Source organism: Streptomyces sp. NPDC008139, from assembly GCF_042957025.1.
Taxonomy (GTDB): domain Bacteria; phylum Actinomycetota; class Actinomycetes; order Streptomycetales; family Streptomycetaceae; genus Actinacidiphila.
The window spans coordinates 89,297-104,700 of sequence record NZ_JBIBHM010000002.1; the positions used below are offsets into that span (position 1 = coordinate 89,297).

Here is a 15,404-nt window from a genome sequence, read left to right on the forward strand (position 1 = left end):
CGCACGCGGCCCCGCGTCAAGAATGTACAAGACGCGGGGCCGCGCGCCGGGGCATGCTCGGGGCAGCAGCCGGACATGACCGTCCGGGCCGTACGCACCTGTTGGAGTACCTCGCATGACCGCACCGACCCGGAAGCCCGCCGCACCGGTCACCATTGCCGACAAGCTCACGCAGTTCAGCGACCTGTGGTCGCAGCGCAAGATCGCCGACCTCAACGACTACGAGGTCAAGCTCGCCAAGGTGCACGGCGAATTCGTCTGGCACGAGCACGAGGACACCGACGAGCTGTTCCTGGTCGTCAGCGGCCGTCTCACCATCCAGCTCCGCGACGGCGACGTCGTCCTCGGCCCCGGCGAGCTGTACGTCGTCCCCAAGGGCGTCGAGCACTGCCCCCGCGCCGACGAGGAGACCGCCATCCTCCTGCTGGAGCCCGCGGGCACCCTCAACACCGGCAGCGCGGGCGGCCCGCTGACCCTGGCGGCCGTCCCGCTGGACTGAGGTCTCCCGCGCGGCTTCAGGTCTCCCGGTGGGCCGCGGTCAGAAGGACCTCCTGGAGGACCCGGGCGGCTCGTGGCGGAGCAACGTCACTGCGGTGGGCCAGCGCGATGGTGCGGCGCAGCCCCGGCCGGGCCAGCGGTGTGACCCGCAGGTCGTGACCCGCGCGGGCGGCGACCATGCTGGGGACGACGCCCAGACCGAGCCCGGCCCTCACGAAGCCGAGCACGGCGTCCATCTCGCCGCCCTCGACGGTGAGGTAGGGCTCGAAGCCCGCGGAGCGGCAGGCGGCGAGGGTCAGGTCGCGCAGGTCGTAGCCGTGCCGGAACATCACCATCGGGCGGCCTTCGAGGTCGGCGATCCTCACCGGTGAGCGCGGCGGCTCGGCGGCGGCCGAGGAGATGACGACCAGATCCTCCTGGAAGAGCTCGACGGTGGTCAGGGCCGGCGACGGGTTCGGCAGCGGCAGCACCACCAGCGCCAGGTCGAGGCCGCCGCGGGCCAGCTCCCGTACGAGATCGTGCGACCCGCTCTCCTCGATCAGCAGCCGCACCCCGGGGTGCCGGTCGTGGAAGACGCGCAGCACGTCGGGGAGCAGACCGGTGCACAGGCTCGGGGTGGCGCCGAGCCGGACCCGGCCGCGCCGCAGCTGGGCCAGCTCCAGCACCTCGTGGCGGGCGGTGTCGGCGTCGGCGAGGATCCGCCGGGCCAGCGGCAGCAGCGCCTCCCCGGCGTCGGTGAGCGCGATGTTGCCGCGCGCCCGGCTGAACAGGGGCGCGCCCAGCTCCGTCTCCAGCGCGCGGATCTGCTGGGACAGTGACGGCTGCGAGACATGCACCCGCTCGGCGGCGCGGGTGAAGTGCCGGGCGTCGGCGACGGCCACGAAGTACGCGAGCTGCTGGAACTGCATGGGTCCCACGATAGCCCGGCGATAGGTCCAGGCTATGGACACGAGCCGGATCATGTCTTGGACCACTCGACTCCGGTGACCGTAACGTCTGTGGACATGGCACTGGCAACGCGGACGGACCGACGTCCGTCGATGGCGCGCACGGTCTGGGGCTCGACCGTCGGCAAGAAGACGATCATGGCGGTGAGCGGCCTGATCATGCTGCTGTACCTGGTCGTCCACATGTTCGGCAACCTCAAGATCTTCTTCGGGTCCGGCAGCTTCAACGAGTACGCGCACTGGCTGCGCACCATCGGCGAGCCGTTCCTGCACTACGAGTGGGCGCTGTGGATCATCCGCGTCGTGCTGGTCGCCGCCGTCGTGCTGCACGGCGTGTGCGCGTACCAGCTCAGCCGCCTCGACCGGCGCGCCCGGCCGGTCGCCTACGCCCATCCGCGCCCGCGCGCCAGCTACGCCACCCGCACCATGCGCTGGGGCGGCGTGATCCTGCTGCTGTTCATCGTCTGGCACATCCTCGACCTGACCACCGGCACCGTGCAGCGCGGCTTCGTGCCCGGCCACCCGTACCAGAACGTCGTGGCCGCGTTCCACGACTGGTGGAACAACGTCATCTACATCGTGGCGATGCTCGCACTCGGCCTGCACATCAGGCACGGCTTCTGGAGCGCCGCCCAGACCCTCGGCGCGGGCAGTGCCACCCGTGACCGGGTGCTCAAGGCCACCGCGAACGCACTCGCACTGGTGCTGACGGCCGGCTTCATCGCCGTACCCGTCGGCGTCATGACCGGAATCGTGAGCTGACTGACATGCCCGAGACGCCCCAGACCTCCGAGACCTCCGAGCTTTCCCCGACGACCGCCGCGACCGCGACCGCGCCGTCCGACTACGCGCGGTACGCGACCGGCGAGCCCCTCGCCGACACCAAGGCGCCCGAAGGCCCGATCGAGGACCGCTGGGACACCCGCCGCTTCACCGCGAAGCTGGTCAACCCCGCCAACCGCCGCAAGCACACCGTCATCGTCGTCGGCACCGGGCTCGCGGGCGGCTCCGCGGGCGCCACGCTCGCCGAACAGGGCTACCACGTCGTGCAGTTCTGCTACCAGGACTCCCCGCGCCGCGCCCACTCGATCGCCGCGCAGGGCGGCATCAACGCCGCGAAGAACTACCGCAACGACGGCGACTCCGTCCACCGGCTCTTCTACGACACCGTCAAGGGCGGCGACTTCAGGGCCCGCGAGTCCAACGTCCGCCGCCTCGCCCAGATCTCGGTGGAGATCATCGACCAGTGCGTCGCGCAGGGCGTGCCGTTCGCCCGTGAGTACGGCGGCCTGCTCGACACCCGCTCCTTCGGCGGCGTCCAGGTCTCCCGCACCTTCTACGCCCGCGGCCAGACCGGCCAGCAACTGCTGCTCGGCGCCTACCAGGCGCTGTCCCGGCAGATCGCCGCGGGCAACGTCGAGATGCACCCGCGGACCGAAATGCTCGACCTGATCGTCATCGACGGCAGGGCCCGCGGCATCGTCGCCCGCGACCTGATCACCGGCGAGATCCGCAGCCACTTCGCGGACGCCGTGGTGCTGGCCTCCGGCGGCTACGGCAACGTCTTCTACCTGTCGACCAACGCCATGAACTCCAACGCGACCGCCGTCTGGCGGGCGCACCGGCGCGGCGCGTACTTCGCCAACCCCTGCTTCACCCAGATCCACCCCACCTGCATCCCGCGCACCGGCGACCACCAGTCCAAGCTCACGCTGATGAGCGAGTCGCTGCGCAACGACGGCCGGATCTGGGTGCCGCGCACCAAGGGCGACACCCGCCCGCCCGGCGAGATCCCCGAGGACGAGCGCGACTACTACCTGGAGCGGATCTACCCCTCCTTCGGCAACCTCGTACCCCGCGACATCGCCTCCCGCGCCGCGAAGAACGTCTGCGACGAGGGCCGTGGTGTCGGCCCCGGCGGCCAGGGCGTCTACCTGGACTTCGCCGACGCCATCGCGCGGATGGGCCGCAGGGCGGTCGAGGAGAAGTACGGCAACCTCTTCGACATGTACGCGCGGATCACCGCCGAGGACCCGTACGAGGTCCCGATGCGGATCTACCCGGCCGTGCACTACACGATGGGCGGCCTGTGGGTGGACTACGACCTCCAGACCACCGTGCCCGGCCTCTTCGCGATCGGCGAGGCCAACTTCTCCGACCACGGCGCCAACCGGCTCGGCGCCTCCGCGCTGATGCAGGGCCTGGCCGACGGCTACTTCGTGCTGCCGGCCACCATCAACGACTACCTGGCCCGCCACCCGGGGCGCGAGGAGATCGGCGCCGAGCACCCCGTCGTCCAGGAAGTCCTCGCGGAGACCGAGGACCGGCTCAATCTGCTCCTCGCCGTCGACGGCGACCGCACCGCCGACTCCTTCCACCGCGAGATCGGCGAGCTGATGTGGGAGTTCTGCGGGATGGCCAGGACGGAGGAGGGGCTGCGCAAGGCGCTGGACCGGATTCCGCAGATCCGGGACGAATTCTGGCGCCGGATCAAGGTGCCGGGCAGCGGCGCGGAGTTCAACCAGTCACTGGAGCGCGCCAACCGCGTCGTGGACTACCTGGAGCTGGCCGAGCTGATGTGCCTCGACGCGCTGCACCGCGCCGAGTCCTGCGGCGGCCACTTCCGCGAGGAGTCCCAGACCCCGGACGGCGAGGCCGCCCGCCGGGACGAGGAGTTCTCCTACGCCGCCGCGTGGGAGTTCACCCGGACCGGGGGCGCGCCCGTCCTGCACAAGGAAGACCTCGTCTTCGACTACGTACACCCCACCCAGCGGAGCTACGCATGAAGCTCACCCTGCGCGTCTGGCGCCAGAAGAACACCGAAGCGCCCGGCGCCATGGCCACCTACCAGGTCGACGACGTCTCACCCGACATGTCGTTCCTGGAAATGCTCGACACGCTCAACGAACGGCTCACCGTCGAGGGCGAGGACCCGGTCGCCTTCGACCACGACTGTCGTGAGGGCATCTGCGGCGCGTGCAGCCTGGTGATCAACGGCGACGCGCACGGCCCGGAGCGCACCACGAGCTGCCAGCTCCACATGCGGTCCTTCCGGGACGGCGACACCATCGACGTCGAGCCGTGGCGGGCCGCCGCCTTCCCCGTCGTCCGCGACCTGGTCGTGGACCGCTCGTCGTTCGACCGGATCATCCAGTCCGGCGGCTACGTCAGCGTGCCCACCGGCGCGGCGCCCGAAGCACACGCCACGCCCGTACCCAAGGCGGCCGCCGACTCCGCGTTCGAACACGCCGAGTGCATCGGCTGCGGCGCCTGCGTCGCCGCCTGCCCCAACGGCTCCGCGATGCTCTTCACCTCCGCGAAGGTCAACCACCTCAACGTGCTGCCGCAGGGCGCGCCGGAGCGCGAGACCCGTGTCCTCGACATGGTCGCGCAGATGGACGAGGAGGGATTCGGCGGCTGCACGCTCACGGGGGAGTGCGCCACCGCCTGCCCCAAGGGCATCCCGCTGACCTCGATCACCGCGATGAACAAGGAGTGGCTGCGGGCGACCCGCAAGGTCCCACGCCGTTAGGAACCTTCGGGGTCCCCACGCCGTTGGAACCTCAGAGGTTGGTGAGCTTGGTGTACGGGCTCATGATGCGCTTCTGGAGCGAGCCGAAGTCGACGATCACCGCGACGCCTTCCTCGACTCCGGTGACCCGGCCGAGGCCGTACACATCGTGGGTGACCCGATTGCCCACGGCGAACTCCTTCGGTGGCGGCGCCACCGGGGCTTTGAAGGGACTGGTGGGCAAAAAGCGCTTCGCTGCATCAGGCTTTGTCATTGTCACCAGTATGCGCCCGTCGGCGGTCCGATTGTCCCGCCGGACGCCGCATCTGCGACTACCCGCCAGACGTCCTTGACCCGTATAGACCTGTCTGTCTACCCTCGGTGGGTATCGCCCAGGACAGGCGGACCGCGGCAGATCCCCCCAGGTCACCTCGGGTCCATCCAGGTTCTACTCATGGAGCCCCCCATGGCACGCACGGTCAAGACACCCGGTCCCGACCACCCCATCACGGTCGAGCCGAACCCGGAGCGCATCGTGGTCAGGGCCGCGGGCAAGGTCATCGCCGACACCACCCACGCCCTGACCCTGCGCGAGGCCGACTACCCGCCGGTGCAGTACATCCCGCTCGCCGACGTCGAGGCCGGCGCCCTGCGCCCCACCGAGTCCCGGACGTACTGCCCCTACAAGGGCGACGCCTCCTACTACTCCCTCGTGACCGCGGACGGCGAGATCACCGACGCGGTGTGGACGTACGAGAAGCCGTACGACGCGGTCGGCACGATCGCCGGGCACGTCGCCTTCTACCCGCAGCACGTCGAGGTCGCCGCGCAGTAGCGCTCGCGTGGCAGTCGCCGCGTCGTAGCCGTCGCGCGCGAAAAGGAGGGCCCGTCCGGTCGGACGGGCCCTCCTCGCGTGCCGCTGCCTCAGTCCCGGTATCCCACGGGCTCGCGGGGCCGCTCAGGGGTGCGCGGGTCCCGCCGAGACCGGATCGGACCCCGGGCGAGTCGGTGCGCGCCCAGACCGGCCAGAGCGGCCAGCAGACCGCCGCCGCCGGTCCACAGCCAGCGCGGCGACCACCAGGTGCCCGCCCAGCCGTCGGCCGGCGCCACATGCGGCGCGTACGCCGACACCACGGGCGTCACCGAGCCGTCGACCGCCTGCTGCCCGGCCGTGCCCTCCGAGGTGGCCTTCACGGCCGCCTTGACCGGCTGGCCGAGGTCGGCCGCGGGCAGGTCGAGCACGGTCAGCCGCAGGAAGTAGCCGCCGCGCAGCGGATCGTTGGACCAGGTGTCGGCCCACGAGCGGATCGCCCGCAGGTGGCAGACCAGCTCGACCGAGCCCGCGTCGGCCGTCACGGACCTGCTCTGCGCGCCGTATCTGCACGGCTGGCGGCGCCGCAGCCCGTCGTACACATCGAGCTGCCAGGTGGACGCGCCGTGCCGGGTCGCGGTCTCGGGGAAGGTGACGGTGGCCTTCACCGTCACGTTCTGCCCGCTGTCGGCGGGGAACGTCCAGTACAGGTAGTCGCCCGCCGACGCGTCCGCGGTCGCCTCCTGCCCCTGCCGGACGACGGTGGCGGTACGGAAACTCGTCCCCGCCTCCGTCGGCGCGGTGTCGCCGTCGCCGGGAGTGGCCGTACCCGTGCTCGCGCTCGGGTCGGCCGACGGGTCGTCGGCGACCGCGCTGCCCGCGCTCAGGGCCAGCGCCGCGGCGGCCAGCAGCCCCGCCGCGGTGACCGTCAGCAGCCGTACGGCCTGACGTGGTGACGTACGCATCAGACGGTCCTCCCCGTGTTCAGACGCCAGCGGGACACCCAGCCCGACAGCAGGCCGAGGACCGCGCCGGCCACGGCCAGCGTGCCCAGCAGCCACCAGCCGCGCCCGAGGCCGAAGAAGGCCACGTCGGACGGCTGGTCGGGGGAGTCCACCAGGTCGATGGAGAGCTCCACCGGCAGACCGGGGGTGGTCTTGACCGACGGCGCCGCCGAGAAGGAGTTGCCGACCTGGAGGCAGACCGTCTCCGGCGGGGTGTCGGAGTCCGCGTGCGGCTTGGGGTAGCGGATACCGGCGGACACGACGTCGGTACGGCCGGTGCCGCCCTCGTCGTCCCTGACGATCTCCCGGCCGTGCGTGGTCACGCCACGCAGCAGGACGCCGTAGTTCGCGTTCACCGCGCGGTCGGCGGAGACGCTCACCGAGGCGCGCAGCTCCTGCCCCGACGGCACGTCCACCCGGTACCAGCGGTTCTCCGAGAACAGCTCGCGGTCGGTGTAGATCCCCGCCTTGAGCTGCGGCGCGTCCGCGCACTGCGCGGCGCCCCGGGTGGCCACCGGGGCCACCACGGCGTCGGTGCTGCGGCCCACCAGCTGCTTCACCTTGGTGGTGAGCTGCTGCCGGTGCTGGACGGCGGTGTACGTGCCGCCGGTCGCCTCCGCGATGCACGTCAACTGGTTACGGGTCGAGGAGTCCGGGATCAGCCCCAGGGTGTCGATGACCAGATGGATGCCCTTGGCGGCGATGTCCCGCGCGACGTCGCACGGGTTGAGCGGCGCGCAGGTGTCCTCGCCGTCGGTGATCAGCACCAGGCGGCGGGTGCCGTCGCCGCCCTGGAGATCGTCGGCCGCCTTGAGCAGCGCGGGGCCGATCGGCGTCCAGCCGGTGGGCGCCAGCGTCGCCACCGCGGCCTTGGCCTCGGTGCGGTTCAGCGGGCCGACCGGGTAGAGCTGCCGGGTGTCCTTGCACCCGGTCTTGCGGTCGTTGCCCGGATAGTCGGCGCCGAGCGTCCTGATGCCCAGCTCCACGTTCTCCGGCACCGAGTCCAGCACGTCGTCGAACGCCTGCTTCGCGGCGGCCATCCGCGACTGCCCGTCGATGTCCTTCGCCCGCATGGAGCCGCTGACATCGAGCAGCAGTTCCACCTTCGGGGCGGCTTGCGCCGTCGGCGTCGCCGGTGTCGTGGGTTCGTCGGCGACCGCGCTCGCGGGCAGCAGACCGCAAGCCAGGACGACCAGCAGGCCGCAGCCAACTCCGGCCGTCAGTAACCTTCTTATGATCATCGCCGGATCGTAGTGAAGGTAGTGTCAAAACCTGAAGTCGGCCGGTCAGCGGCCGGTGCGGGACCGTGCCAAAGCGGACGGACGGGGACGGACCACGGGCGATGACGACGAGCGCGCGCCGGGCCGGGGAGCCGCCGGGGCCGCGCGCGGGCCGGTGGTGCGCCGGGGGTGGACGTGCGCGGCGATCTCAGTAAAGTGGCCGATATGACGCTACTGGCCGGTAGGAAATGTTTCCGGGTGCTCGAACCGCTGCACTCGATGGTGTACTTCGCGCCCGAGACGCAGGCGGCGCTGGTCGCGGCCGGGCTGGAGAACAACCGCATGTGCTACTTCGCGGGCCGCGCCGCCGCCCTCGGCCCGGTCGGCCCCGCCGTGGTGACGAGCACCTTCTACAACTTCAGCCCGTCCCTGGTGGCCCGGCACATCCCGCTCGCCTGGACCCTGGCCGCCCCCGAGGACATCACCGCGGCGCGGCTGCGCGCGGTCGACGCCGTACAGCGCCGTCTGCTCGGCGACGCCGTCGACTCCCCGGAGACGGCCGAGGCCGCCGAACTCGCCCAGCGGGCCGCCGAGGCGTGCACCGGCGGCGACCGGATCCTCTTCGCCGCCCACGCGGCCCTGCCGTCGCCGAAGGAGCCGCACCTCGCCTTCTGGCACGCCACCACGCTGCTGCGCGAGTACCGCGGCGACGGACACCTCGCCGTCCTGCTCTCCGCCGAACTCGACGGCCTGGAAGCCCTCGTCACCCACACCGCGACCGGCAAGGGCTTCCTCCCGGGCTTCGCCAGGACCCACCGCGGCTGGAGCGAGCAGGAGTGGGACGCGGCCGTCGCCCGGCTGCGCGACCGCGGCCTTCTCGACGCCGAGGGCTCGCTCACCGACGAGGGCGTCGAACTGCGCCGCCACATCGAGTCCGAGACCGACCGTCTCGGCCGCGCCCCCTACGAGCACCTCGGCGAGGCCGGCACCGCCCGTCTGACCGAGATCGCCCAGGGCCTCACCATGCGCGCGCTGGCCGCGGGCGCCTTCCCCGAGGGCGTCTTCGCGACCGGCCCCAAGCGCTGACGCACCTGTCGCTGACTCCGGGCCACCGGCCACGGACGCCCGCTGCCCGCGTCAGCGAGGAGGCGTCGGGGCCGGGCCCGTCGAGCCGCGCACCACCAGGTGGGTGGCCAGTTCGACGTGGAGGGTGTCGACCGTGTGGCGGTCCAGGAGCCGCATCAGCAGGGAGACCGCCATCCGGCCCATCTCTTCGAGCGGCTGGCGGACGGTGGTGAGGCGGGGCACGGTGCTGCGGCTGAGGTCGATGTCGTCGAAGCCGGTGATGGAGAGGTCCTCGGGGACGCGCAGGCCGCGTTCGTAGGCGGCGCGCAGCGCGCCGACGGCGGCCTTGTCGTTGAACGCGACGAGCGCGGTGGGGGGTTGGGGGAGGTCGAGGAGTTCGCAGGCGGCCCCGTAGCCCCAGTCGGCGGTCGGCTCGATGCTGCGCAGGAGTTCGGGGGAGGGCAGCACCCCGGCGTCGGCGAGGGCCGAGGTGTGGCCCGCGAGACGGGACTTGCTGGCGAGCCAGTCGCCCGGTCCGCCGATGACGCCGATCCGGCGGTGGCCGAACTCCACCAGGTGGGCGGTGACACTGCGGGCCGCGGCGAGGTTCGCGGCCGAGACCGAGGCGATGTCGCGGGGGAGCGGGGTGCGCGGGTCGACGACCACGAAGGGGAAGTCCTGGGCCCGCAGGACCTCCAACTCCCTTTCCGGCTCGGGCGGGACGATGAGGATCGCGCCCGCGATGCCCGGGTCGCCCGGCAGCCCGGGCAGCACCTGGACCTCGCGCGCCGCGTCGCCCGCGCTGAGCACCACGCGCCTGCCGTGCAGGTCGAGCGTCTCGGCGATCGAGGAGACGATCACACCGAAGTAGTCGGTGAGGACGTACGGGCAGCGCACATAGATCGCGCCGTCCGCCGCGCCGCGCCGGACGGGGGCCGGCGCCCCCAGCCGTTCGACCGCCCGGCGGACCAGCGCCTGGGTGTCGGGGGCCACGTTGGCCTGTCCGGTCATGACCCGCGACACGGTGGCGATGGAGACGCCCGCCTCCGCCGCGATGGCGCGGACCGTCACGCGGGTGCCCGGTGACCTAGCCAACTGTTACACCCATTCGTTTCATATGCGCAGCTTAGCGCCCCGACCCATCAGGGTCACGGCAGGATCGGTACAAGGCATTGACAGCGCACGCCGCCGACCGCTTACCTGATTTTCGCCACGGTTCCAGAAAACGTTTCATTCCGTTTCACAGTGAGTGCTGCCCGAGGAGAACGATGAGGAGACGCGCCGTAGGTGCCGCCGCTGCCACAGCCGCCGCACTCTGCCTGGCCTGCGTACCGGCCGCCCAGACGTCCGCCGTCACCCCGACGGCCGCCACCGCGGCCTCCCCCTCCCGCCCGGCGCCGCCACCCCGCGCCCAGGTGTGGCTGACCACGGCCGACGGCGCCCAGGAACTACGGCAGCAGGCGCCGGTCGACTTCGGCCGGGGACCGTCCGACCTCACCACCATCACCATCGACCCGAACCAGAGCTACCAGAGCGTGGACGGCTTCGGCGGCGCGCTCACCGACTCCTCGGCCGCCGTCCTGAGTCAACTGCCGCGCACGACGCGGGACTCCGCGATGCGGCAGCTCTTCGACCCCGCCCGCGGCATCGGCGTCAGCTTCCTGCGCCAGCCCATCGGCTCCTCCGACTTCACGGCCTCCGCCGCCCACTACACCTACGACGACATGCCCGCGGGGCAGACCGACTTCGCGCTGCGCCACTTCAGCATCGCGCACGACCAGCGCCAGATCCTGCCGCTGCTGCGCCAGGCGAAGCGGCTCAACCCCCGGCTCACCGTCATGGCCACGCCCTGGAGCCCGCCCGCGTGGATGAAGGACGGCGACTCGCTGGTCGGCGGCCACCTCAAGGACGACCCGAAGGTCTACGACGCCTACGCCCGCTACCTGGTGAAGTTCGTCCAGGCGTACACGGCGGCCGGCGTGCCCGTCGACTACCTGACGGTCCAGAACGAGCCGCAGAACCGTAAGCCCTCCGCGTACCCCGGCACCGACCTGCCCGTGCAGGCGCAGGTCAAGGTGATCGAGGCGCTGGGACCGCTGCTGCACCGGGCCAGCCCGCGCACCAAGATCCTCGCGTACGACCACAACTGGACCACGCACCCCGACGACATCAAGACCGCCGAGCAGATGGGCGAGGACCCGCAGACCGACTACCCGTACGAGGTGCTGGACAGCCCGGCCGCCCGATGGATCGCGGGCACCGCCTACCACTGCTACTCGGGCGACCCCAGCGCGCAGAGCGCGCTGCACGACGCGCACCCCGACAAGGGCATCTGGTTCACGGAGTGCTCCGGCTCGCACGGCGCGACCGACACGCCCGCGCAGATCTTCCGCGGCACGCTGACCTGGCACGCGCGCACGATCACCGTCGGCACCACGCGCAACTGGGCGAAGTCCGTCGCCGACTGGAACCTCGCGCTGGACGCCGACGGCGGCCCGCACAACGGCGGCTGCGACACCTGCACCGCCCTGCTGACCGTCCAGCCGGACGGCACGGTCACCACCAGCGCGGAGTTCTTCACCATCGGCCACCTGTCGAAGTTCGTCCGGCCGGGCGCGGTACGGATCGGCAGCACCAACTACGGCACGACCGGCTGGAACGGCCAGCTCACCGATGTCGCCTTCCGCAACCCCGACGGCTCCACCGCGCTCGTCGTGCACAACGAGAACGACGACCCGCGCTCCTTCGCCGTCGCCGTCGGCGACCGGACCTTCGAATACTCCCTGCCCGGCGGTGCGCTGGCGACCTTCACGTGGCCCAAGTCGGCTGATCTGACCAGCCGGTCGCACGCGGTGCCGCTGAACGGCGCGAGCGCCACCTCCCAGCCCGCCGGGCAGGGCGCCGCCGACCTCGCGATCGACGCCGACGGCTCGACCCGCTGGTCCAGCGGCGCGGCCCAGACCCCCGGCCAGTACGTGCAGATCGACCTCAAGAAGCGCACCGCGTTCTCCCGCGTCGCCGTCGACAGCGGCGACAACCTCGGCGACTACGCACGCGGCTGGCAGATCTCGACCAGCGACGACGGCGTCACCTGGCGGACGGCCGCCGCCGGTACGGGAACCGGGCAACTCACCGTCGCCGACCTGCCCCGTACGACCACGGCACGCTACGTGCGCGTCACATCGACGGGCACGGCGGCCAACTGGTGGAGCCTGGCCGATCTGCGGCTCTACCGCTGAGCCGAGGCGTTCAGACCCGACGCGTCACCCCGGGGCAGCCGCGACCTCCTGGAGGTCCCGGCTGCCCCTGCGTGTCACGCGTCCGCCTCCGGTACGGGACGCGCCGCCGCTTCCGGCCCGGCCTCCGCCGCTGCCGCCCGCTCCGTCCGGCGCGCCTGCCACTGCCGCATTGCGTACAGCGCGCCGCCCGCGCCCAGGCCCCAGAAGGCGCCGCTGACGCCGAAGAAGGTCACGCCCGAGACGGTGACGACGAGTGTGACGACCGCCGACTCGCGGTTGTCGGCGTCGGCCATCGCGCCGGTCAGGGAATTGCCGAGGGCGCCGAGCAGCGCGAGTCCCGCGACGGCCTCGATGACATTGGGCGGTGAGGCGTTGACGAAGGCGACCGCCGCCGCCGCGCCCAGGCCCAGCAGGATGTACGCGCCGCCGGCGACGACCGCGGCCCGATACCGCTTGCGCGGGTCGGGTCCCGCCTCCTCGCCCGCGCACAGCGCGGCGGTGATCGCCGCCAGGTTGACCGCGTGCCCGCCGAAGGGCGCCGACAGCAGGCTGAAGACGCCGGTCCAGCCGAACAGCGGCCCCGGCTCCGGGTGGTAGCCGTTGACATTGAGCACCGCGATGCCGGGGATGTTCTGCGACGCCATCGTCACCACGTACAGCGGCAGCGCGATGCCGATCACCGCGGAGGCGGTGAAGTGCGGGGCGACCAGCACCGGGTGCGGCCACAGTGGGCCGAGCGCGGCCGTGTCGATGTGCGTGGTGGTGGCGATCAGGACGACGGCCACGACCACCGCGGCGGGCACCGCGTACAGCTTCCGGACGCTGCCGACGACCGCCCAGGCGAGGATCACACCGAGGCCCACCGCCGGGTCGGACTTGACCGCGTGCGCCGGAGCCAGGCACAGCGGCAGCAGGATGCCCGCGAGCATCGCGTTCGCCAGTGGCTTCGGGATCGCCGAGACCCACCGGCCGAGGGGCTTCCACAGCCCGGAGATCACGACGAGCACGCCCGTGAGCAGGAACGCGCCCACGGCCGCCGCGAATCCGCCGTGCGTACCGGCGGAGCCCGCCAGCAGCGCCGCGCCCGGCGTCGACCAGGCGATGCTGATCGGCAGCCGGGAGCGCAGGCTCAGGTAGATCGCGCACAGGCCCATCGCCACGCACAGCGCCATCAGTCCCGACGCGGCCTCGGCGTGCGACGCGCCGACCTTGGTGAGCCCTTCGAGGACCACCGCGAAGGAGCTGGAGAAGCCGACGAAGGCGGCGATCAGGCCCGCCGTCGAGGCCCGGAGGAGGTCGGAGCGCGCGGAGTCACCGCCGGGCTTGTCCCGGACGGGCTCCGGGGCGGTGGTGCGGACGGGCATCAGGTCTCCTCCGGGGCCGGTCGGCGCGCGTGGGCGGCGAGCAGGGCCGTGCGGTCGATCTTGCCGGTGGCGGTCAACGGCAGGGTGTCACAGAGCTGGATGCGGGCCGGGACCATGAAGCCGGGCAGCAGCGCGCGCAGGTGGGCGCGGAGCGCCTGCGGGGTGCAGGCCGGGTCGTCGGTGACGACGAACGCCCACACCGGCTTCTCGCCGCGGGCGCTCGCGGTGACGAAGCTGCGCCGGACGGCCGGGTGCCGGTCCAAATGGTGGGCGATCTCGCCCAGTTCGATGCGGTAGCCGTTCACCTTCACCTGGTCGTCCCTGCGGCCGTGGAACACCGCCGCGCCGTCCGCCCGCAGATGCCCGTAGTCGCCCGTCCGGTACAGCCGTTCGCGTACGCCGTCGACCTCGCGCTCCACGAACAGCCGGGCGGTCAGCTCCGGCATCCCCAGGTATCCGGGCGACAGACCGTCCCCCGCCAGCCAGATCTCGCCCGCGCGCCCCGGCTCGCACAGCTCACCGCCGTCGTCGCCGTCCGTGTCGATCACGTACAGCCGGGTGTTCTGGATCGGCCGGCCGATCGGCAGTTCCGCCGCGTCGGCGGGGAGCGCGTCGACCCGGTGGTACGTGGCGAAGGTGGTCGACTCGGTCGGTCCGTAGACGTGCACCAGGCGGCCGGGGCCGAAGCGGCGTACGGCCTGCGCCAGCCGCGGCACCGAGGCGCGCTCGCCGCCGGTCAGCACGGTGGCCACCGTGTCGAGGGCTTCGGGCGCCTCGTCCAGCACGGAGTTGAACAGCGCCGTGGTCAGGAACAGCACATTGACCCGGCTCTCGCGCAGCACCCGCCCCAGCTTCGACAGGCTCAGCCGCGCGTCGGGGTAGAGCACACAGGTGCCGCCGGTCAGCAGCGCGCCCCAGATCTCGAAGGTCGCCGCGTCGAAGGTCACCGGCGCCAGTTGCAGCAGCCTGCTGCCCTCGCCGAGCCGGGCGTAGCGTGCACCGGACACCAGCCGGACCACACCGCGGTGCCGGACCGGCACCCCCTTGGGGCGGCCGGTCGAGCCCGAGGTGAAGTTGACGTACGCGACGGCGTCGCCCGCGACCTCGACCTCCGGGCCGCGCTCGCTCTCCGCGACACCTCCCCGCGTCACCGGGACGGTCCGGCAGCCGTCGAGCCGGTCGGCCAGCTCCGCCGGCCGGTCGGTGAGCACCCACCGGCAGTCGGCGTCCGACAGCAGCGCGCGCAGCCGCTCGTCCGGCCAGGACGCGTCGATCGGCAGGTAGCAGCCGCCGCATTTGAGGACGGCGAGCAGCGCGACGACGAGTTCGGGGGAGCGGTCGAGGCACACGCCGACGGTCGCGCCCGGCGGGAGACCGCGCGCCAGCAGGTCACGGGCGAGGCCGTTGGCGAGGCGGTCGAGCTGCCCGTAGCCGACCGTGCGCGCGCCCTGTTCGACCGCGGGCGCTTCGGGCCGCAGCCGCGCGCGCTCCTCGAACAGCGCGGGCACTGCGCTGTCGCGCGGATAGCCGACCGCCGTGGCGTTGATCTGCCGGTGCGCGGCCAGGGCCGCCTCGGACGCGGTCACCCGGCGCAGCGCCGACACCCCCGGACGGATACGGCGTGCCGTCGGCGGTGTGCTCGACGAACCATCACGTCCCGCGCTTTCCCAGGCTCGGCGTTTGCTTGACCACCGGGCCCGCGCGCCGTGGCAGGTGACAACGGCGCAGGGGACGGCTCGGGCATC

General features: G+C 72.3%; 14 protein-coding genes. 7 read left to right on the forward strand and 7 right to left on the reverse strand.

Annotated elements, in window-relative coordinates; genetic code table 11:
* Window positions 1–115 precede the first annotated feature (115 nt).
* Window positions 116–499, forward strand: coding sequence for a cupin domain-containing protein (locus ACFZBB_RS04285; protein WP_391117678.1), 384 nt, complete (start codon window positions 116–118; stop codon window positions 497–499).
* A gap of 16 nt (window positions 500–515) precedes the next feature.
* Here ACFZBB_RS04285 and ACFZBB_RS04290 read toward each other — a convergent pair whose 3' ends face one another.
* Window positions 516–1,406, reverse strand: coding sequence for a LysR substrate-binding domain-containing protein (locus tag ACFZBB_RS04290; RefSeq protein ID WP_391117680.1), 891 nt, complete (start codon window positions 1,404–1,406; stop codon window positions 516–518).
* 96 nt (window positions 1,407–1,502) lie between these two features.
* Here ACFZBB_RS04290 and ACFZBB_RS04295 point away from each other — a divergent pair, with 96 nt between their 5' ends.
* Genes ACFZBB_RS04295 through ACFZBB_RS04305 form a run of 3 tightly spaced genes read left to right on the forward strand, consistent with a single transcriptional unit; the run spans window position 1,503 to window position 4,977 of the window.
* Window positions 1,503–2,207 (forward strand): succinate dehydrogenase cytochrome b subunit, encoded by a 705-nt coding sequence (locus ACFZBB_RS04295; protein WP_355346013.1) that lies wholly within the window; start codon window positions 1,503–1,505, stop codon window positions 2,205–2,207.
* A gap of 5 nt (window positions 2,208–2,212) precedes the next feature.
* Window positions 2,213–4,231: a fumarate reductase/succinate dehydrogenase flavoprotein subunit gene (locus tag ACFZBB_RS04300; protein ID WP_391117682.1), complete on the forward strand. Its 2,019-nt coding sequence runs from the start codon at window positions 2,213–2,215 to the stop codon at window positions 4,229–4,231.
* Window positions 4,228–4,977: a succinate dehydrogenase/fumarate reductase iron-sulfur subunit gene (locus tag ACFZBB_RS04305; RefSeq protein ID WP_391117684.1), complete on the forward strand. Its 750-nt coding sequence runs from the start codon at window positions 4,228–4,230 to the stop codon at window positions 4,975–4,977. The genes ACFZBB_RS04300 and ACFZBB_RS04305 overlap by 4 nt, the downstream gene beginning before the upstream one ends.
* A gap of 31 nt (window positions 4,978–5,008) precedes the next feature.
* Here the strand turns inward: ACFZBB_RS04305 and ACFZBB_RS04310 are convergent, their stop codons facing one another.
* On the reverse strand, window positions 5,009–5,230 hold the full coding sequence (locus ACFZBB_RS04310; protein WP_188282053.1) for a hypothetical protein: 222 nt from the start codon (window positions 5,228–5,230) through the stop codon (window positions 5,009–5,011).
* A 192-nt stretch (window positions 5,231–5,422) separates the two neighbouring features.
* Here ACFZBB_RS04310 and ACFZBB_RS04315 point away from each other — a divergent pair, with 192 nt between their 5' ends.
* A complete protein-coding gene (locus tag ACFZBB_RS04315) occupies window positions 5,423–5,791 on the forward strand; it encodes a DUF427 domain-containing protein (protein ID WP_391117686.1) in 369 nt (122 codons plus the stop codon).
* An 89-nt stretch (window positions 5,792–5,880) separates the two neighbouring features.
* Here the strand turns inward: ACFZBB_RS04315 and ACFZBB_RS04320 are convergent, their stop codons facing one another.
* Both ACFZBB_RS04320 and ACFZBB_RS04325 read right to left on the reverse strand, forming a co-directional pair.
* On the reverse strand, window positions 5,881–6,732 hold the full coding sequence (locus ACFZBB_RS04320; RefSeq protein ID WP_391117688.1) for a hypothetical protein: 852 nt from the start codon (window positions 6,730–6,732) through the stop codon (window positions 5,881–5,883).
* Window positions 6,732–8,012, reverse strand: a complete 1,281-nt coding sequence (locus tag ACFZBB_RS04325) for a VWA domain-containing protein (RefSeq protein ID WP_391117689.1) — start codon at window positions 8,010–8,012, stop codon at window positions 6,732–6,734. The genes ACFZBB_RS04320 and ACFZBB_RS04325 overlap by 1 nt, the downstream gene beginning before the upstream one ends.
* A gap of 204 nt (window positions 8,013–8,216) precedes the next feature.
* Here ACFZBB_RS04325 and ACFZBB_RS04330 point away from each other — a divergent pair, with 204 nt between their 5' ends.
* Window positions 8,217–9,077 (forward strand): hypothetical protein, encoded by an 861-nt coding sequence (locus ACFZBB_RS04330; protein ID WP_391117691.1) that lies wholly within the window; start codon window positions 8,217–8,219, stop codon window positions 9,075–9,077.
* 51 nt (window positions 9,078–9,128) lie between these two features.
* Here ACFZBB_RS04330 and ACFZBB_RS04335 read toward each other — a convergent pair whose 3' ends face one another.
* On the reverse strand, window positions 9,129–10,151 hold the full coding sequence (locus ACFZBB_RS04335; RefSeq protein WP_355346035.1) for a LacI family DNA-binding transcriptional regulator: 1,023 nt from the start codon (window positions 10,149–10,151) through the stop codon (window positions 9,129–9,131).
* A 173-nt stretch (window positions 10,152–10,324) separates the two neighbouring features.
* Between ACFZBB_RS04335 and ACFZBB_RS04340 the strand changes: the two genes are divergently transcribed.
* Window positions 10,325–12,295 (forward strand): discoidin domain-containing protein, encoded by a 1,971-nt coding sequence (locus ACFZBB_RS04340; RefSeq protein ID WP_391117694.1) that lies wholly within the window; start codon window positions 10,325–10,327, stop codon window positions 12,293–12,295.
* A 74-nt stretch (window positions 12,296–12,369) separates the two neighbouring features.
* On the opposite strand, the gene ACFZBB_RS04345 is transcribed toward ACFZBB_RS04340, so the two are convergent.
* Window positions 12,370–13,659 (reverse strand): benzoate/H(+) symporter BenE family transporter, encoded by a 1,290-nt coding sequence (locus ACFZBB_RS04345; RefSeq protein ID WP_391117696.1) that lies wholly within the window; start codon window positions 13,657–13,659, stop codon window positions 12,370–12,372.
* Window positions 13,659–15,263: an amino acid adenylation domain-containing protein gene (locus ACFZBB_RS04350; RefSeq protein WP_391117698.1), complete on the reverse strand. Its 1,605-nt coding sequence runs from the start codon at window positions 15,261–15,263 to the stop codon at window positions 13,659–13,661. The genes ACFZBB_RS04345 and ACFZBB_RS04350 overlap by 1 nt, the downstream gene beginning before the upstream one ends.
* Between the last annotated feature and the right edge of the window lie 141 nt (window positions 15,264–15,404).